The sequence below is a fragment of the Tissierella creatinophila DSM 6911 genome (assembly GCF_001940565.1).
In the GTDB taxonomy this organism is placed as follows: Bacteria; Bacillota; Clostridia; order Tissierellales; family Tissierellaceae; genus Tissierella_A; species Tissierella_A creatinophila.
In genome coordinates, this window is the sequence record NZ_LTDM01000006.1 from 16263 (window position 1) to 36182 (window position 19920).

Sequence of the window (19920 nt, forward strand, 5' to 3'; positions counted from 1 at the left end):
GCAAAAAAATAGATAAGTAAATGACTATATTTATACAGGCATCTTACTTATCTTTATATTATTGTAAAAACTATACTATCTCATTACTTTTTCCATAAGCATCTCATAATTACCTATAGCCTCATATCTTACTGTTTCATTGCTTATTTTTTTAAAATGTTCCTTAGCACAATGTATTTTGGCACTTTCTATATCATCTGTTCTTATCTCAAATGAATTAAGCATTCCCTTTGTTTCAGCTATAAAATATATATGTTTTATTCCATTTTCATTAAACACTATCGCCCAGTCTGGATTATAGTTCCCTACTGGAGTTGGTATAAAAAATCCCCTTGGTAGTTTAGCATATACGCAAACTTCACTACTATTATCTAGTTCTTCTGCAAACTTTCTTTCTAACTCCGAATCATATTTTACATAATCATAGATATGTCTTTTTACCGCTATTGCATCTTTACCTAAAGTTCCTTTTAAAGTACTGTCAGTAAATATAGTTGAACCAAAGACTTCACCTATAGGATTGTAAGTTATATGTTCTATTATCATACTCGCCTTTTGTTGATTTATAATTCTAGAAGCTTTTAATATAAATTCCTCTGGGTTTTTTCTAAACATATAAAAAGTATTAGGATTTATCTTTTTTAGTATTTGTACTATATCACTTCTTATAAGCTTTGTTCCATTTACTAATTGTCCTACTATATCATATTTTATTGTAGTTTTTAATGTTGTATATTCCTTGTTCATTTCACTTTCTCTAATCTTAAATGATTCTCCATTTTCAAGCTCATTCTTAGATAATATATTTTCCATTTCTCCTATTTTAATATGATAAGTTAAATCTGATATTCTTAAATCTTTGTCCAACGCAATAACGGAATTCTTTATCAGTTCTTCACTATTAAAATCTACATAATAGGAAGTCTTTATATTAATTTTATTCCATAGCTCCTTAAACTCTCTCTTTTTATAATTTTCATTCAATTTCATTTCAGTGATATTTTCTTTTCTTCCATCGCCAACAAGCTCTGTAATATTACTAGAGTATATCTTGCTTACCAATTGAAGTATACCCTGTTTAAACTCTTGAAATTCTTCTGGTAATTGTATATTATTAGTTTCTAAGTCTTTATAATAATCTTCGGTTAAATAATCATCCGTATCTATATAATTACTCTTTATAAAAAAATGATATAACTTTTTAGCTAAGATTTTATTTAATAATAGTTCTTCGTCGTTTGAATTTTTAACTAAATTATTTAAGAAGAATTCTTCATCTACCTTTCGTGGTCTTTCAGATAAAGTTTCAGCAATTTCTGATTGTAACTGTTTAGCAAAGTTTTCATAAGATTCAGAAGCTATCACTGTAAGTATATTTATATCATGTACGTTTACTCCTGGAGTCTCTCCATCTATTCTAACGCCCTCCTGGTTTATACAAAGCCTTAGTCCTCTACCTACTTCTTGTCTTTTTCTCATAGTAGAGTCACTATGTTTTAATGTGCATATCTGAAATACATTTGGATTGTCCCATCCTTCTCTCAGGGCAGAGTGTGAAAAAACAAATCTGGTAGGCTCATCTAAACTGAGAAGTCTTTCTTTATCTCTCATTATTAAATCATAAGCAGACTCATCATCTGATATCTTTTCTTTTCCTTTAGCCTTTGAATCTTTCATTCTTCCTGTTTTATCTATAGAAAAGTAACCATTATGAGTATCTTCTACATTTATTTTCTTTAAATATCTAGTATATGGATCATCAAATAATGTTATATATTCATTTAAACTATTTATATATTCTTCTTTGAATACTTTTCCATATTCTCCGTCTACAATATCTCCATTTTCATTATATTTTCTATATTTAGCAACTTCATCTATAAAAAATAAAGATAATACTTTTATTCCCCTATTATATAAAACTCTTTCTCTTTCAAAGTGGGATTTTATAGTTTCTCTTATTTGTATTCGTCTTAAATATTCTTCACTTATATCCCCTTGAACTTCTCCAGCATACAAAGTAACCCCATTGGTGAAACTTAGGGTGTTTTTATACCCATTTATTTCAGATACTCTGTAGCCTTTATATTGCTCCATTCCCCCTGACTTTTCATAAAGATTATAATCTAGATTCACATTTCTTGACACTCTTTTTATTCCATTTTTTTGTCGGACTTCAAACTCAATTTTAGCAACAGGCTTATTTTTATCTTTTAAATCTATACCTTCAAAATAAATATATTCATTTGTACCTGTAGTTCCTTTTACAGATATACCTTTTACTTTTATTTTCTTAACTATTTTATTATTATAAGCATCTAGTGCATCAAGTCTATATATTTTATTATAATCTTCTTTATGTGTAGCTGAATACCTTAAGGTAAATAGAGGGTTAAATAATTCTAAAGCCTCTTTTGTTTTCTTCCCTTCTACAGATTGAGGTTCATCTATTATAAATATAGGATGAGTTTGTGCAATTATATCTATAGGTCTTCTACTCCTAAAACTATCTTGCTCCTCATAAATTCTTCTAGCATCTTTGCCTCTTGAATTAAATGCTTGAGAGTTTATAATCATTACATTTATTCCTGGGTCACTAGCAAAGCTATCTATTTTGTGTAATTGCTTAGAATCATATATAAAGGATCTTATTTTATGACCATAAATATTTAAAAAATGTTCTTCTGTTATTTGTAAAGACTTATATATTCCCTCTCTAATTGCAATAGAAGGGACCACTATAATAAATTTATTCCATCGATAATTTTTATATAACTCATACATTGTTCTGATATAAGTATAAGTTTTCCCAGTCCCCTATCGTGTCAAGGGAATGATACTATTTTTTCTTAAAAACTTTATAGGAAAAAGGAGACCATAATTAATTGATCTCCTTCCATTGTACTAACAATATTCTATTTTTTCTATGCCTTTACCTGAAATGTATATTGTTTTGATATATTTAGCTACTACATCTTCAGTAAGACTTTCTATAGTTCCACTTTCTTTCAGTTCCTTATCAATAACTTTTATACGTTTATTATTCTCTTCAGTGGATTCTTCTAATTGATCTTTTAAGCCTATAAAAGCTTCTCTTGAAATCTTACCAAACTTATAATTTTCAAATTCTATTCTTTTCTTCTTTAAAAGTTCATCATTCTTATCATAGAGTTTTTTCTGTTCCTTTAGGAGTCTTTCTTTTTCTGCCTTATCTGTGTGAAACCTATCTTTAAGAATTTTAAAGACATCCTCTTCTAAATCCTTATAATGATGCAACTTTTCTTCCTGGTCTAGCATCCTGCAATAATAACAGTAGAGATTTATACCTATTAACTCTTTTCCATTGGAACTTTTAAGAAATCTTATTTTATAACCGCACTTGTTGCATCTTACAAAGGGAGCAATAGGACTGTTTTTATATTTGCTCTTTCCACCATAGAATTTATTTTTATGCCTTGATTTTAGTAGTTCACTTACCCTATCAAAGGTTTCTTTGCTTATAATGGCTTCATGGTTATTGTAAATCTTTTCCCATTCTTCCTTAGGATGATAAGTAACACTACCACCATCAAGCTTACTTTTGCTTGTCTTATTAAAGACCATTGTTCCAGTATATACTTCATTTTTTAAAATCCTTCTAACCATACTATGAGACCATATTGTTTGCTCTACAGTAGAAAACCACCTATTAGAATATGAGTCATAACCTTTAATCTGGTTTCTTCTTGCTCTAGCAGTAATAACACCTTCATCATTAAGGATTTTCGCAGTTTCATTTAAAGTATATCCTTCAAGGATAAGCTGGAATATATATCTGACATTATCTGAAACCGATTCATCAATGATAAGCTTGTACTTATTTTTAGGATCTTTTAGATATCCATATGGCGGTGTTCCTGTGGTATATTTCCCTTGCTTTCTAGCTGTGTAAAGGGCAGTAGTCATCTTTTCTGAAATATCTCTACTATAATAATCATTAAGAAGATTTTTAAATTGAATATCTAGCTCTGTACCATTATGGCCTTCCTTATCACTATCATAGCCATCATTTATTGCTATAAATCTAACTCCCATAAAAGGAAAGATGTTTTCAAGATAGTCCCCCATTTCAATATAATTTCTCATAAATCGTGACATATCTTTTACTATAATACAGTTAATCTCTTGTCCCCTTACTTTTTTAAGGAGCATATCAAGTCCTGGTCTTGAAGTAGTACTTCCACTATAGCCTTCATCAACAAATTCTTCTATATTTGCTTTTTTTAGTTCTTGGTCATTAAAGATGAAATGCTTAATTATATTTCTTTGAGAATTTATAGTTTCTTCTGTTTGTTTTTGTCTATCTCTTTCAGAAAAAGAAATCCTCATATAAATAGCAATATTATTCATTTGATTTCATCTCCTTCCCAGCCAGATATCCCTTTAAACTAATTTTTATAGTTTCATTATCATATACATCAATACGGTCAATGTATTTAGGGATAATTTCTTCATCTAGTTTAATATCATTATAGGAAGTTAAATAATCAAATAGCTCTAACTCTTCTTCAGTCTTAGCTTCTATAGATAGAATTTCTAAATCAAGATTACTTAATTCTTTTTCATAGGTGTTTAATCTATTTCTATTTAATATCCTTTCTTCTAGGTATTCTTCCTTTTCAAGCTTTCCTAAACTATAGGCTTCATATAACTTTTTTAATTCCGAATTAAGCTTAGAAATCTTAAGGGAAAGGGATATCCGATGTTTTTCCACTACCTCAATATTCATCTTGCTTATATCAATTATTCTATCTTTGCAATCTGGTCCACTTGCATCAATACTCAATACATTCCTTAGTTTATTTATAACTAATCTATCTAAATCCTCTTCCATGATAGAAATATAGGGTGTTTCTAGTATAACCCCATTGTTTTCTTCATTTGTAAATTTATAATAATAGAACTTAGCATTCTTCTTTCTACTTTTTATGCAATTTCTTTTTAAAATAAGCTTAGTATTGCCATCGAAGATTAGACCTTTATATTTATTAATTGGCTTTCTTTTAAGGTCATGTCTTGTTATTTTAAAGTGATCTTTTTCCTTATTATTATCCAGTATCTCCTGGGCTGCTATAAATAAATCCTTTGGAATTATAGCTTCATGAGTATCTTCTACAATTATCCATTCATCTTTAGGCTTTTGCCTATAATGTCCAGACTTTTTACCTGGAACATTTTCCTTAGTTCCTTGAACAAGACAACCTGTATAGACTCTTTGCCTAAGCATATTTGCTATTGTACCTTTCCTCCATTGTGGCTCTCCAGGTTCACGCAAAATATTACCTGTTTTATTATAGGCACTTGATGTAGAAATATTATCTTCATTAAGCTCTTTAGCAATTTTTAATGTATTTTCACCAGCCACATATCTAGTAAATATTCTCTCTATTATCTTTTTGCTTACTTCATCAGGCTCAAGTTTTCTTCCTCCATCTTTTTCTACTACCTTATAACCAAATGGTGGAGTTGAACCTATAAAGAATCCTTGCTTGGCATTTAACCTTTTGCTTGTTTTAACCTTATAACCAATATCTTTTGCATACATGTCATTTATAAGGTTCTTTATTAGCATTTCAAAGGATAATTTTGCATCAATACCTCTTTCTGTATCAATCTTATCTACTACAGAAATAAATCTTACTCCTAAAAATGGAAATACCTTGTCTACAAGTCTGCCCATTTCAAGATGCTCTCTACCAAGTCGTGATAAGTCTCTTATTATAATACAATTTATAAGACCACTTCTCACATCATCCATCATTTCAATATATCCAGGCCTGTCAAAATTTGTTCCAGAATACTCATAGTCTGTATAAACCTTGACTAAATTCAGATTTTCCCTGTTGGCATATTCCTGACAGATTTCTATTTGGATTTCAATAGAAGATGATTTATTCCTCCATTCCTCTGTTCTTTCTTGTGAGAGCCTAGTATAAATTCCAGCCCTAAATGAATTGATAATTTTTGCTTCCTCTATCTTTATAAGATTCCTTCTAGATATTCTAGCCATTAACAACCACCCCCTCTCTTGGAGTGGTTAGGTTCTTAGTAGCTATAGTGTTAAAGGAAATAAGGTTTGAAGCATTGCCTTTCTTTACTCCTCTTATTATTCTCTTTAATATATCTAGTTTTTCCATATCATTAAAAAATACTGCTATTTTAGATCTACCTTCTTGGTCTTTTTCCTCTACCAATATCCTATCTACAAATAAAGCGAGGGTTTGCCTGTCTATACTTTCAATGTTTTTATACTTCTCCAAATCAGTAAGCCAGTTTTCCTTAGAGGAAAGTATATCTTTTAAGTCTTCATAGGCTTTCTTTCTGCTTATCATCTGCCCCTCTATATCCTTAATTTTAAACTGATAGCTTTTTCTAAAGGATTGAAATTCATCTTCATCAATTAGCCCATCTTCCAAATCAAGGTAAAGAGATTTTCTAAGGGTCTCATACTTCTTCCTATCAGCAATTAAATCATCTAAATCCAGTTGGTATTTTGTTTTACTTAAATCAGTTTCTCTTATTCGTGTAAACAATTCTTCTTGGTATTTTATATGCTGCCTAAGGATAAAATCCAATGATGATAAAATTTCTTCCTCTTTAATACTGTGTCTTGAACAACCATTTCCTCTATTGTATAAACCACAGATATAATAGATTTTATAACCATCCTTTGTTTTTTGTCTTCTTCTAATAAGTTGATTTCCACAATCTGCACAATAAAGAAGACCTGTTAGAAAATCAGGTTTTGATTTTCTATTAAGGATATCTCTTCCCATCATCTTATTGGCTACATTAAACATAGTTTCAGTCACTATAGCTTCATGAGTTCCTTCTACCTTAATCCAATCCTCTTCTAAGACCTTAATCTCTTTATTAGACTTATAATTAAGTTTGGTCCTTTTTCCTTGTTCAAGAACTCCTATATAAACCCTATTTTCAATAATCCTATTTATCATCTTTGCCTGCCACTTGTTTTTATTACTAGCAAAGCCTGTTGAATAATTAGAACCTTGACTTTCCTTATAGGTCCCAGGGGTTTGGATCCCAAGTTTATTAAGCTCATCTGCTATAACCTTTGAAGAATAGCCTTCAATTTTCATTTCAAATATCTTTCTTATTATATGAGATACATTTCTGTCAACTATAAGATGGTTCTTTTGCTTTTTATTTTTCTTATATCCATAGGGTGCAAATGCCCCTATGAATTCTCCTCTTTGTCTTTTAGTTTTTTGAGAACTTTTTACTTTCATAGATATGTCTCTGCAATAACTATCATTAATAAAGTTTTTTATAGGAAGAATAAGATGTGTGTCACTTACATCAGCACTTTCACTATCATAGTTATCATTAACTGATATAAATCTGACTCCCATTTGAGGAAAAGTTTTCTGAAGAAACTTTCCTGACTCAATATAATCTCTTCCAAATCTTGAAAGGTCTTTAACAATAATTGTTTTGCAGTCTTTCTTTTCTAAGTCATTAAGCATTCTTTTAAAATCTGGTCTGTCAAAGTTTGAGCCTGTATAACCATCATCAATAAATTCTTTGATAATCTTAAAGCCTGCCTTGTCAACATAATTTTTAATAAGCTCCCTTTGATTAGTAATAGAATTGCTTTCACCTTCCTCACCATCGTCTCTTGATAGACGAAGATACATATAAGCTTTAGTTTTGTCCATTTCTCTTCTCTCCTTAATAAATATTTTGGGTGCAATTTATTAAGGATTTCAGAAACTTTATATTTTTATCTTACCGCACTTATATATATCTGTCAGCACCCTAAATCCTTAATTCTAATTTACATAAATCTTCAACAAAATCATCCATACTAACCTTTGTCTCTCCTATACAACAATTAACAAGAACATTGCCTACCTGGATAAAAAGATTCTTTCTACCTTCAGGTATTGCTTCTAGTTCTTGGGCTAAATATCTTTCTTTTGATAAATCATCTTTATATCTATAATTGACAGAAGAAGAGTTCTCATTTTTGTTTTTTATAGTTTTCATCTTGATACCTCTTCTTTCTTTTAAATTTTTTATGTAAGTTTTTTGACATTGACAAGTGCTTTGGCAGCTAACATAGGAATTTCACCTCTCCCCTTTTCTCGGTAGGGAGCAACAACGTATAGAAGTATCATTGTCACCATTTATATCTTTGCAAGAAAAGTTGCCAATCATTTCTTGTAGCAAACTATTTATCGCTTACATTTTTCTATCCTTTGCATTTAGCGTTATGCAAGTATGTATTTAAACCAAGGCTTGGCCTTAGCAAAATGGTCATGGCGTAGTTTCTACTGGCTTCATAAATGGATAAAGTCTTGTCCTGGTCTATTTAGTTTTCAAAGTTCAAAATATATAAATTTTTATTGTTATATAAAGGACTGCATTTTGTCCCTTATATATAACAGTGAAAAATCCACCCCTTTGATTCGCTTTTTTTAAAACTTTTTATTTTTCTTTCCAATCTTCTAAAAAGATTTTTAATTTCTTTAAGGTTTTTTCTTTTCTTCTAAATACTGCTCCTTGGCTAATATTTAATTTTTTTGCTAAATCTCTTTGGGGAACTTCATCAAAAAAAAGAGCCTGAATAATTTCCCTTTCTTCTGGGTTTAATTTATCCAAGGCTTTATTAAGTGCTTCTATTTGAATTTTTACTGCTACTAATTTTTCTACATCAACTGCTTTATCTACAAGTCTCTCCTCCATGCTCCTATCTGTTCCATCTAATACAAATTCTGAGAAACAACCTAATTTATTCTCCTTGTCTAGCCTATTAAGATAATTCTCTCTATTTGTTTCTTGCCAATATCCTTTATATACTTTTTCTGATACATCCACCTTGGTATCTTCAAGGAATATATAATAGTTCTTTTTATTTTCTTTCATTTTCTTTCCTCCTGTGAATTTAAAATTTTCAATTTAAAATTCACAAAGAGGAGGATCTCTAATGTATTTCACCTGTTTCACCTCAATTTAGGGCAAAAAAAATACAAGTGTAAGAGCCACTTGTCTTCTTCAAACCTTATATTTAGGCATAAAAAAACCTCCATTTTTCCAAACAGAGGTTGCCTATTATATTGAGTGTAACAGGCTTATAGTCTCATTACAGTACCAAAAGGGTTCCAGTTTTATCCCATTTTAGTCCCATAAAAGTCTCATTTTATAATTCAATTTTATAATCTATCTTATCTTCTGCTACTTTTAGCTTACAATTTGGTAGGTCCTCATAATTTCTATCGAAAACACTATATCCAAAAAGCATGACTCCAAATATAAGTATAGCTTTATTCATATATCTATAATAGGTGGATCTTGAAATTAAAAGCAATTCAGAAATTTCCTCATTACTTCTTATTTTCTTCTCAAAATATTTATAAGTAATAATATCTGCATAAATTTCACCCTTGTTTGGATAAGCACTTAATCTAGATAAAGCATCATCCATAAGCTTAAGTAAAAATATGCTTTGTTGTGTATTTAAGAGCTGGCTTTCAACCTTCTCTATGTTAATATCCTTATCTATTTCTAATATAGATAGGACAATATCATCCAAATGTTTTCTTTTTGTTTCGTAAAATATATTATCTAGATTTTCTATATGGTCCTGGATATGGAAATCTACTTTTCGATACAAGCTCAGGAGAAGTTTAATATCATTCCTTAACTTCTTCTTATCTATATTTTCTAATTTATATTCCTTTATCATTCCATTAAAATTCATGATATACCCTCCTCCTAGCGAAAATAAAGTTTCTTCTGTGTCCTAGACCAAAGTCCCAGAATACCCATTCCGTAATATCCCAGGATTTTGCATTAACTTGCATTTTACTCCCTCCTTAATATGTTGTTGTAACTAGAAATATTCTTCCCATAAAGTCCTTTTCTTTTTTACTAATTGCTTTTGCTATCCTTACTCCATCCTTCTTATTTCTCAAATCCTTAATTATAATTAAATCTCCCTCTTTATAACTTGCCTTGGTATCTACAAAAATTATACTTCCATTGACTATACCATGTGGTAAAATCCCCCTGCTATCATCAGCTAGGTAGGAGATAATCTGTCCCTTTGCCTTATATCCTCTTATTCCTATAATATCCTCACAATTTCCTGGACCATACTTGATTTTCTTTTCTCCAAACTTATCCCCATCCATCTTGTCTCCCCCTATCTAGTTCCACCAGGTAGAGTTACTATTTCATTTCTCTCCTTAGGCACCTTAATATCTCCCATAAGACCAGCATAAGAAATAGAATAGTCACCAAATCTCTCTCTGATTTTAAAGAAGGCATCATCTACCTTCTCTCTCTTTATTAGTTTTGAATAGTCCTCATAGAAGCTTAGCTGACTTCCACTCTTCTCTCCTATTAGATTTATTGCTCTAATAGTTAAAGCTCTGATAGGATTTTCCCAACTATATTTTTCTAAGAAAAGGTCATAAGCTTCTTCTGCTAAGATAGTAGAAGATAGGCTAGGGTAGGATATCTGTCTTTGATATTGCTTAGAAAACAGATTATTATTTTTAACGGATATTTGAATTCCTCCAGCTAAGTATCCGTAGCTCCTTAAGGCCTTAGATACTCCAAAGGATAATTCTCTAAATACCCTATAAACCTCTGAGTTGTTTTCTAAATCTTCTGTAGTAGTTATTCCTCTTCCTACAGACTTAACTGGATCCCTATAGTCCCTATCAGTTACTAAACTATAATCTCTACCATTGGCATAGTTCCATAAATAAACTCCATTAATGCCTAGCTTCATCCTAATTAAATCTGCATCCCCCCTAGCCAAGTCTCCTATAGTGAAAATCATTAGCTTATTTAATTTTTTCTTAGAAGCCTTACCTACTCCTAAAAGTTCTTCTACTGGTAAATCCCAAATCTTCTCCTTAAAATCTTCCCTAGCTATTTCTGTAACTGCATCTGGTTTTTTCATATCAGAACCTAATTTTGCAAAAATCTTATTAAAGCTTACCCCTATACTTACTGTAATTCCTAGTTCTTTTTTTATCCGACTTCTTATCTCTTCAGCTATGTCTCTACCTTTTCCAAATAAATGGATAGAACCTGATACGTCCAACCAACACTCATCAATACCATATGCTTCTACCTGGTTAGAGTAGTCATAATAGATATCCCTAGCCCATCTTGAGTATTTTAGGTATTCATCATAATTAGGAGGAACTATTAAAAGATCGGGACACTTTAGTTGAGCTTCCCAAATAGCCTCTCCAGTCTTTACTCCTAATACTTTAGCTTCTTGAGATTTAGCTAATACTATCCCATGCCTGTCCTCCCTTCTTCCACATACAGCTAGAGGAATACCTTTTAGTTTTGGATTAAGCATGGTCTCAATGGAAGCATAGCAATTATTCATATCTGCATGTAAAATAACTCTTTCCATTAAACTCCCTTGACAGTGACTGTCTGCTATTGTACAATAGAATTATATTCAAGCTTGTAATGTCTATTATAGGACAGTCAGTGTCCATTGTCAATTGGAAAATAATTTTTATAGAAAGAAAAGGTGAAGATAATGAAATTTGGCCAAAAATTAAAGATTCTTAGAGAGGAACAAGGCCTGACACAAGATGATCTAGCAAAGATGGTTGGTATGTCATCTAAGACCATATCCAGGTATGAGTCTGGAGAATCAAATCCTAGGTATCCTAGAATTTATGATGATCTGGCAAAAGCTTTAAAAATTGATAAACTTGAACTTTTAAGTGATGAAGATGCCTTTGTCCTTTCTATCAAGGAAAAGTTTGGTTCTTATGATTCTAACTATGCTTCTGATTTAGTAAACGGTATGGTGGGTTTAATGGCTGGTGGGGATATAACTGATGCTGATAAAAGGGTAATCTTGGAAACTCTCCAAGAAGCTTTTATCATTTCTAAGAAAGAAAACAAGAAGTTTATACCTAAAAAATTTAGAGTAGTTGATGATGAAAATAAGGAATAGATATTATGAAAAACAGGTATGGATTAATCTATGAAGATGCCATGAAGTTAATTAAGAATCATAAAACCAGAGACCCTGAATTGATTTTAAAAAACAGAAATGTCAATCTACTACCATTTACTGGCGAGACCCATGCTTTAGGTATGTATGTAGTTATTAAGAGGAATCGCTTTGTTTTCTACAATCCTTCTATTGATGATAATTTTAAAAGAATGATGTTTGCCCATGAGCTAGGCCATGATCTTTACCATCGGGCGGAAGCCAAGGAAGGACTATCAGAGTTTACTCTCTTTGACGTTAAGTCAAGCCTAGAGTATGAAGCTAATCTTTTTGCTTCCCACTTACTCCTAGATGAAAGTGAGATTATTGATTATGGGAAAATGGGCTATGACCTAGATCAAATCGCCCAGGTTATGAAAGTTAATATTAATCTTTTACTCTTCAAGTTTTATGGAATGAATAAATTAGGATATGATTTTAATCTAGACCAATGTCTAAACAGGAAATTCTTTAAGGACATTGATGGTACAAAATAAGCTATAGGAGGTCAGTATATTGATAGGATTATTTATAGGTATATGTTTAATAATATTAGTGCTTTTTATAAAACTTTATAAGAATATTACCTTGCTTTCCTTCAAAACAATGGCATTTGGAATTGACTTTTTTGTTATCCTATTTTATACAATATATTTCTTCCATCCTAATGTGGCTGCAAAACTTGTAGAAGGAAAGCTACAGTATTTACTTGATGCAGGTGCTGGAATCCTTGCAGTAATTCTCTATGGACTTTTGATTCTATTTATCAATGATGCTTTCCCTAGAATAAGCAATATACTTAATTTAATTATTACATTTATAGGTGTTGGCATAGCACTACCTTTTACAATTGGACTTCTAACCCCTGTAATTCAAATTTTCAATAACGGCTTTACATTCAATGGAGATATTATTTTATCCCAGAACCATATGCTTAATCTTTTTCTGAAATATATTATTTTGGGAATTATTGCTCTTCCAATATGGAGATATAGGATGAATAAGCTTGAAGAATTTTAATATAAATAGGCAAATAAAAAGCGACTACTCTAAGAAAGGTTTTCTTAAAGAAATCTCTTTATTTTTTATCCTTATCATTATGCCAAAATTGATTGGAAGAGACAATTTTAATATCTTAATAAGCCCATGCTTATTAAAGACTAATAAAGGCTTTACTATTATTTTCTGGTCATTCTATTCTTTTCTTGTTAGTTGCATATAAAATAAATTATGCGACATAGTTATTTTTTGTTTATTTATGTGTATTAAGATTTATATATTAACCTCATTTATTCCTATTTCAGTCAAATCGATAAATTCTAGTTCCATTTCCGCTTCTGCTTTCGAAGGATAAAAGGTGATTTTATCATAAGGTTTCAAGTTGTTTTGCCATGATTCTATATTACTTAGAAAATCTGCTCCATTTTCAGAAATTATAAAGCACTCTAAGTCTTTATTGATATAACAAATTGTTGCATCACTTTCTAAGTCACATGGTTGACCAACGGTTCCAATAAATCCACCTCTACTATCTTTCGCCATAATATCTACTCGTGGAACAGTATAAAATTCTAAATGTGGTGGAATACAGTCATCAAATATAAATTGAATATCATAATCGTTAGCATATCTCTGATACTCATCATTTCTGTCATTAACATTCATAGAATAAATTGTTGTACCTGCTGTTATAATCTCAGCATCTTCTAAAAATACTGCTCCAGTAAATTCTGTCCTATCCAGATAAATTTTTCGCATCTTTAACCTCCATCAAACCTATATATATGCAGATATAGATATTATTTTAATGTCACACTTTTCTACAAATCTTTATCTCTAGTATATAATTCACTCACTATTTTATCAACCAAATTTAGCCAATTATCCCTCAAATGTCTCTGTTTATCGAATGTCATATGTTGTCATCTATCAAAACTATCTACATATAGTTATAATTGTGTATAGTTTAGAACTAAAATATGCCCTATTTTTTAATTAACAGGAGCATCCCTGAATAATACTGAACTCACCACATCATAATACCCATATATTAATGGACATGTTTCCAAGTATAATAGGACATTGAATGTCATCCGTACATTCAATGTCTCATATTCTCTCAAAGCATTGATATTACTAAATTTTACTGTTCCTCTAGTTTCACCATAACCTCACAATGGGCTGGGGTGACAATAAAGATGTCGTAGGAAGATACTACTCCCTTGGTGGTAAAGTGCATATTTAAATATATAGCATCTTATGACATTTTATATTCCAATTAATCTTTTTATAAAAAAAGAGACAAAATCTATAGTCTTATCTCCTTTGCAAATTCTCCATTATATGATACTACATTAAATTTACTTTCTTCTCAAACTCCTCATAACTATCTACAAAGTGATATGGCTCATATTCACCATAGGCTGAAGGTCTAGTTATGGTAACTAATTGAATATCATATCCTATCTTTTCCTGGAATTCATCAACAAAGTAAGCTAGCTCCTTACCCCTAACAGTCTTAAGTGCAATACTCCCTGATTCATTAACCTTTTTTGCAATTAGATAACACATACCTTAACACCTCCTCAAATTCCTTTCTTGATTCACCTATCTACCAATTATAGTTATTCTGATTTTATAATATTATCATTTATTTCTCAACCCTCTCCATACTATTTTAGTCATACAAATGGAGAAGGTTATTTGGTCTTGCCTGACCTAAACTTCCATACTATTATTTATTAATATAAATTTTTGATAATTTTATTTTGCTACTTCTTCCACCCTCTTAATTTACCAAAATTCTTTAATATACTTCTTTTCCATTTTTTAAATTTTGTTATATCATGATTGGTTTCATATATTCCAAATATTAATAAAGATATACCTATTCCTACTATAAAGCATACGATAGCATCTGGAATTACTATAAATTGTTTGGCACCTATGGTCAAACCATTTAGTAATAAACCCCATCTTATATATTCATTCATCTTACCTTCTTTCACCTAACATCATCCTCCTTATAAATTATTCCGATAATATAACTTAAATAATCCTTTAACTATCGCTACAAATAAAGTAGCTCCTAGCAAGGTAAAAAAGACTACTTTATTAAAATACTAAAACTACTAAGGGCACCACCATGAAAATTTATAATATCATTTGAAGGTCTGGATAACTTATCTTGGTTTAAAAATAAGATTAAATAAATAGATATCATGCTAACAAATAATATTATTAAAAATATTGTCCTATTACGAATCTTTGCTTTAAATTTATTCATTCCATACCTCCTCCACTTCTGAAAAGTCAAATATCTCCTCTATGGTCATATTAAAATATCTTGCAACCTTGTATGCTAAAATTAAAGACGCTGTATATTTTTCTCCCTCTATAGATGTAATTGTTTGTCGAGTCACGCCTACTGCTAAGGCAAGTTCTTCTTGGGTGATTCTATTTTTTTGTCTTAACTCTTTTATTCTTGTTTTCAATACCCACCCTCCTTTTGTATAGTTCACCTTGCATTTTGAGTATAGTATGCTTTGCATATAATGTCAAGTATACTTTGTAAATTTATCTTTGAATGTTCCCTAGTACAAAAAAGACATTGAATGCCATCTGTCCATTCAACGTCTTTTTACCTGTCAAATCATTGGTATAACTGGATTTTGTAGCTTTTTAATCTTTACAATTACTTCAACGTGGCTTGAGAGGACAGAATGAATGTCTTTCGAACTGTCTGTTCTCGGAAACATATCCACAGCATTTTTATTGCTATCGGTATGTGGAAACATATCGACATAAAAATATGCAGACATTTTCTCAGTATTTTGCCTGAAACAATCTTTCTCATCTTTTTATTGGAGAAATTCCTATCTAAATATTTTTCTTCACCAGTTTGCACAATCGTTTCACATAAGGATGCTTTTAAAATCTATAAAGCAAGAAAAAATAGAGTTTCCTATACTATTTGCATTTAACATTAGTTTTGTGTGGCTATCGTCATTAAAAAGTATTTACCAGCCTTTTCATTTACAATAACTTTACTTGTTTTTAGTACATTTCGATACACCCAAATCATCAAAAGTCATTTCAAATTGAATATTAAATTCTAGACTACTCCATTTATCTTTCCATGTATCTCCGTTGAATGGTTTTTGTGTTAAGGTTTTTGTATAACGACCAATACCTAGACAATCGCTATTAGCCTTTTGAAGTTTATTGACCAATTCTTTTGCTTCTTGCTCCAAGGAAGATTGAATTCTATCTTCCAGTTTCAGATAATTCTCATGTATATCAGATTTCATCCCGTCTTTGTATTCTCCGAGGTGAGACGATAATTTTACAGATACATTAACATCATTATAAGAATTTGAAAAGTCTATCTTTGTGGTAGTTTTTGTGTTTAATAAAATTATGTCACATATGGTGATAGGTAGCACTTTATGATATTTTACTAAGGGGTGTAAAAGCCTAAAAATGCGTTCTTCTTTAAGTGTCAAAGTATCTGTCAATGCATCATTGTTAAATACTGCAATACCTGAGTAAACCAATTTATTATTTTCTATTTTGTAGAAGGGCAGATAAGGGTCTTCATATGTAGAATAGTAACTCTTTAGAAAGTAATGCAGGTTTTGTGTTAAGATTTCTCCTTGAGATTCATTAAAATTCATTTTTTCATAGAGAAATATATCTATATTTTCCTTAAGTGTAGTATTTAAAAAACTTTCCATATCACCTTCCACTACTGCTAAATAAAGTCTCTGAGAAATGGAAGGGTCCCTAAAAAAAGTATTGATAACATCAAAAAGTCCCTGTTCTGCTAATTTCTTATCGATAAAAACTATCCTCAATTGACCAGTTTTTACTTCTCTAAAATAGTTTGCATTTAATTTCAATATTGCACCTGTCAAGGTTCTGTCTTCTGATTTTATAATTTTCCTTTCTTCTTTTTTTATAGGAGGTACAATTGTAGTGACCTCTATATTGTCGTCATCAGTTGGTCGAATATAAAATAAAACCGAAGGTGCTATATTCTCAATGTAATTTTTGTTAGGTATCCTATGTTTTGTACAACCGGTCAAAAATAAACACACTAACATAGTAAATATAAAATATCGCTTTAAGAATGACATTATTTTACCCTCCCGGACTTAGCTAAAATTGCAATGAATATTATAGCTGGGATTGAAGTGTAAGTAAATACAGATAAGTATAATAGAACATTGCCCCAAAAGAGTGCTTGGATTTCAGTTGTAAAAAGCTTTAAAATAAAAAAAATACAGGCGAATGTAAAAATAGAGCTTATCATAAAAAATGTAAGTGTGGTTTCTTTTGGTATTTTCTTGCTTCCCGTAATATAAACAATAGCCTTAAAAGAAGAAAGTAGAATTACAGCAAGGGAAAGAGTAAAATTTACCATAAGAACCGGCAGGGTAATCATTTCAATTCTTTGTATGGATTTAAATTGCAAAAAGTTGATCATATTAATATAACTATGTTGAACATAAGGTAAAAAATCGGATCCATAAAAGATAAATGTACCAAGAAAAAAAGCTACATACTCGATAATAGATATTAAATTTCCAATAAACATGGATTTGTGAATGTTTACATCAGAACGAATATACGGTCCAATTAAAATAAGACATTCAGGACCGCTAAAGAACCCCCATATTAACAGCATAGAGTTAAGAAAATTAGAATTAAATACATTTCCAAACAACGGAAATATATCTTGAATGCTAACAAAAGTATTAAACATTAATAGTATGTACAACAATAAAATCCCAATAGAAAAAACAAATGCAATAACTGAAAATTTCAAAGCATTTGCAAAACCTTTACTTGCCAAATAGACGATTGAAATGATTAAAACAAGTACTAGAGTTAGTTTCGGGTGTTGTGTCATAAGATATTTGTGTAGTAGATAAACATAGTAGGAACTAGCAATAATGAATTTTATGAGCATAAAACACAACCAAACAAACAAAAAGATTCTAGTAAATACATTTCCAAACAAGTCAAATATACCGATAACACCCTTTTTTCCCATGTTACTTGAAAGCCATCTAGACAATATGTAAATGTAAAGTTGAGAAATCACCCCGCCAAGAATAATAAGCCATACCATATGAGGATATTGTAATCTTTCAGTTGAAAATATAATAAAATGAATTATTTGCAATCTATTTGTCAGTAAGGCAAGCATAACAGAATCAATTTTATGCTTGCTTGAAAAATAAGATTTATTTGAATTGATAATATTAACCCTATCCATCTATTTTATGTTCTCCTTTCGTCTAGAGGTTCTATTTTTATTTTGTGTATGCAGATATTCTGGTCTTGTTTTCATATATTGTATAGGTGAACGAATAATAATATCCTTCCAGTCTTTTGAATAAAAGGGGGCTAGGGGAGCAATATAAGAGCGATCTAAAGAAGTAAGTGAATTCAAGTGAATTCCTAGAAAGAGTAATCCAAGAATGATACCAAAAGACCCCCACAAGCCAGCTAATCCAATAAATATGAATTGGATTAGTTTACTAGAGTTTGTCATTAAATAGTTAGGAACAAGAAACGAAGCCAATCCGGAAATAGCTATGCAAACAACCAGAACAGGACCAGCGATTCCACTGTCTATTGCAGCTTGACCTATTACTATACCCCCAACGACTCCAAGACTTGGTGCTATTTTTGAAGGCATTCTTAAACTACCCTCTTTTAGAATTTCTAGTGTTAAAGTCATTAGAAAAGCTTCAATCACTGGGTTAAATGGCACATCACTCCGGTAGGTTAGTACGATTATCAATGATTGGAGCGAAAGCATCTCATAATTATACGTAGTTATTGCTACGTAAGCTGGAACTAATAACAAAGTAATTAAAAAAGCAATAAACCGAATAGTTCTTAAAAAAGAGCCTACTAGCCACCGATGTACATAGTCTTCTGGAGATTGAAATAATTCAAAAAAAGTTATAGGTGCAGCTATAACAAAAGGAGTTCCGTCCAAGATAAGTGATATCTTACCTGATGAAAGAGCTGAAACAATAACATCAGGTCTATCACTTAACTGGTATTGCGGAAAGAGGCTGTTTTTATTATCATCTAAAAATGAAGTTATGTCAGACGTATTTAAAAAAACATCATAATCGATATTTCTAATTTTTTCTTCCATTGTTATTAATATTTCAGAATCTACTAGACCATCTATATAAATTAAATAAAGCTTTGTTTTACTCATAGAACCTATTGTAAAGTCTTTGCATTTTAATTGTGCAATAGGTAGTCTTCTTCGAATAAGTGTTATATTTTGATCAATTTGTTCAACAAAGCTATCATTTGGCCCATATAAAATGCTTTCCTGCTGAGATGTATCAATAGAACGACTCAAATCCTTAGGAATTACTATACTCCAATACTTTTCTTGGACTATATCTTCAATCAATATTGAGCCAGTTAGTAAATTCTCCATTGCCTTATGTAAAGTATCTATTTCTGTTACTTCAATAGAACCAATGCTTAAAGGGACACTGCCTTTGTTTCCGTGTAATAATGGCAAAATCACAGTTAAATTTAATTGGTCAACATTGATTAAGGATTTTAAAAAGTGAAGAGTATATTCGTTACCACCAGGTGTGTTTAAATTTATCTTGTTGAAATCAGCCATGTTAGAAAACAGGTTTTCTATTGTTTCAGCTGATAGATTCTCGGTGACGCTATCTGAAGTTGATTTTTTATTTGAACTTGAACTATTTCTTCTAAAAATCATTTTCAAAGGCTCCTATTATTTGTATTTTTACTAACTATTTTTTAGGTTTCCCAATAAATTATAATATATTCTCCTAATTAGATTATAAAAAAATCTCCATAAAGAT

Annotated in this window: 20 protein-coding genes and 1 pseudogene; 3 read left to right on the top strand and 18 right to left on the bottom strand. The window is 30.6% G+C overall.

Annotated features, from left to right (window positions below; translation table 11 throughout):
* Positions 1-75: 75 nt before the first annotated feature.
* From TICRE_RS13810 to TICRE_RS02405, 10 genes and pseudogenes are all read right to left on the bottom strand, one after another.
* A complete protein-coding gene (locus TICRE_RS13810; RefSeq protein WP_332881336.1) occupies positions 76-2097 on the bottom strand; it encodes a restriction endonuclease in 2022 nt (673 codons plus the stop codon).
* Positions 2098-2367: 270 nt separating this feature from the next.
* Positions 2368-2805, bottom strand: a pseudogene (locus TICRE_RS13720) (DEAD/DEAH box helicase family protein); the annotation flags it as partial.
* Positions 2806-2904: 99 nt separating this feature from the next.
* The gene (locus TICRE_RS02370) at positions 2905-4389 is read right to left on the bottom strand and encodes a recombinase family protein (RefSeq protein WP_075724751.1); all 1485 of its coding nucleotides are present in this window, start codon (positions 4387-4389) and stop codon (positions 2905-2907) included.
* Positions 4382-6049, bottom strand: coding sequence for a recombinase family protein (locus tag TICRE_RS02375; RefSeq protein WP_075724753.1), 1668 nt, complete (start codon positions 6047-6049; stop codon positions 4382-4384). Before TICRE_RS02375 ends, TICRE_RS02370 begins: the two co-directional genes overlap by 8 nt.
* On the bottom strand, positions 6042-7718 hold the full coding sequence (locus tag TICRE_RS02380; protein ID WP_075724755.1) for a recombinase family protein: 1677 nt from the start codon (positions 7716-7718) through the stop codon (positions 6042-6044). The genes TICRE_RS02375 and TICRE_RS02380 overlap by 8 nt, the downstream gene beginning before the upstream one ends.
* Positions 7719-7818: 100 nt before the next feature.
* Positions 7819-8049, bottom strand: a complete 231-nt coding sequence (locus TICRE_RS02385) for a hypothetical protein (protein ID WP_075724756.1) — start codon at positions 8047-8049, stop codon at positions 7819-7821.
* 441 nt (positions 8050-8490) lie between these two features.
* Positions 8491-8928 carry a sigma-70 family RNA polymerase sigma factor gene (locus TICRE_RS02390; protein ID WP_075724759.1) on the bottom strand — a complete coding sequence of 146 codons (438 nt, stop codon included), beginning with the start codon at positions 8926-8928 and terminating at the stop codon, positions 8491-8493.
* Positions 8929-9202: 274 nt separating this feature from the next.
* Positions 9203-9763 carry a hypothetical protein gene (locus tag TICRE_RS02395; protein ID WP_075724761.1) on the bottom strand — a complete coding sequence of 187 codons (561 nt, stop codon included), beginning with the start codon at positions 9761-9763 and terminating at the stop codon, positions 9203-9205.
* Between the two features lie 115 nt (positions 9764-9878).
* A complete protein-coding gene (locus tag TICRE_RS02400) occupies positions 9879-10196 on the bottom strand; it encodes a hypothetical protein (RefSeq protein WP_075724763.1) in 318 nt (105 codons plus the stop codon).
* Positions 10197-10207: 11 nt separating this feature from the next.
* On the bottom strand, positions 10208-11443 hold the full coding sequence (locus TICRE_RS02405; RefSeq protein WP_075724764.1) for a DNA polymerase Y family protein: 1236 nt from the start codon (positions 11441-11443) through the stop codon (positions 10208-10210).
* Positions 11444-11575: 132 nt separating this feature from the next.
* Here TICRE_RS02405 and TICRE_RS02410 point away from each other — a divergent pair, with 132 nt between their 5' ends.
* The 3 genes from TICRE_RS02410 to TICRE_RS02420 are packed head-to-tail and all read left to right on the top strand — an operon-like array spanning position 11576 to position 13060.
* Positions 11576-12001, top strand: a complete 426-nt coding sequence (locus TICRE_RS02410; protein ID WP_075724766.1) for a helix-turn-helix domain-containing protein — start codon at positions 11576-11578, stop codon at positions 11999-12001.
* A 5-nt stretch (positions 12002-12006) separates the two neighbouring features.
* Positions 12007-12537, top strand: coding sequence for an ImmA/IrrE family metallo-endopeptidase (locus TICRE_RS02415; RefSeq protein WP_075724768.1), 531 nt, complete (start codon positions 12007-12009; stop codon positions 12535-12537).
* Positions 12538-12556: 19 nt separating this feature from the next.
* Entirely contained in the window at positions 12557-13060 is a 504-nt protein-coding gene (locus tag TICRE_RS02420; RefSeq protein WP_075724771.1) for a hypothetical protein, read from the top strand.
* 252 nt (positions 13061-13312) lie between these two features.
* Here the strand turns inward: TICRE_RS02420 and TICRE_RS02430 are convergent, their stop codons facing one another.
* The 8 genes from TICRE_RS02430 to TICRE_RS02465 all read right to left on the bottom strand — a co-directional run bounded on the left by TICRE_RS02430 (position 13313) and on the right by TICRE_RS02465 (position 19814).
* Positions 13313-13798 (bottom strand): hypothetical protein, encoded by a 486-nt coding sequence (locus TICRE_RS02430; RefSeq protein ID WP_075724775.1) that lies wholly within the window; start codon positions 13796-13798, stop codon positions 13313-13315.
* 591 nt (positions 13799-14389) lie between these two features.
* Positions 14390-14611, bottom strand: coding sequence for a DUF6718 family protein (locus TICRE_RS02435; protein ID WP_075724777.1), 222 nt, complete (start codon positions 14609-14611; stop codon positions 14390-14392).
* Positions 14612-14811: 200 nt separating this feature from the next.
* Positions 14812-15048: a hypothetical protein gene (locus TICRE_RS02440; protein WP_075724779.1), complete on the bottom strand. Its 237-nt coding sequence runs from the start codon at positions 15046-15048 to the stop codon at positions 14812-14814.
* A gap of 98 nt (positions 15049-15146) precedes the next feature.
* On the bottom strand, positions 15147-15326 hold the full coding sequence (locus TICRE_RS02445; RefSeq protein WP_075724781.1) for a hypothetical protein: 180 nt from the start codon (positions 15324-15326) through the stop codon (positions 15147-15149).
* Complete coding sequence (locus tag TICRE_RS02450) at positions 15319-15534, bottom strand: helix-turn-helix transcriptional regulator (RefSeq protein WP_075724782.1); 216 nt, start codon at positions 15532-15534, stop codon at positions 15319-15321. The genes TICRE_RS02445 and TICRE_RS02450 overlap by 8 nt, the downstream gene beginning before the upstream one ends.
* Positions 15535-16086: 552 nt before the next feature.
* Entirely contained in the window at positions 16087-17178 is a 1092-nt protein-coding gene (locus tag TICRE_RS02455; protein ID WP_075724784.1) for a Ger(x)C family spore germination protein, read from the bottom strand.
* Complete coding sequence (locus TICRE_RS02460) at positions 17178-18323, bottom strand: GerAB/ArcD/ProY family transporter (RefSeq protein ID WP_075724787.1); 1146 nt, start codon at positions 18321-18323, stop codon at positions 17178-17180. Before TICRE_RS02460 ends, TICRE_RS02455 begins: the two co-directional genes overlap by 1 nt.
* Positions 18324-19814 carry a spore germination protein gene (locus tag TICRE_RS02465; RefSeq protein WP_075724790.1) on the bottom strand — a complete coding sequence of 497 codons (1491 nt, stop codon included), beginning with the start codon at positions 19812-19814 and terminating at the stop codon, positions 18324-18326. It abuts the gene before it with no gap.
* Between the last annotated feature and the right edge of the window lie 106 nt (positions 19815-19920).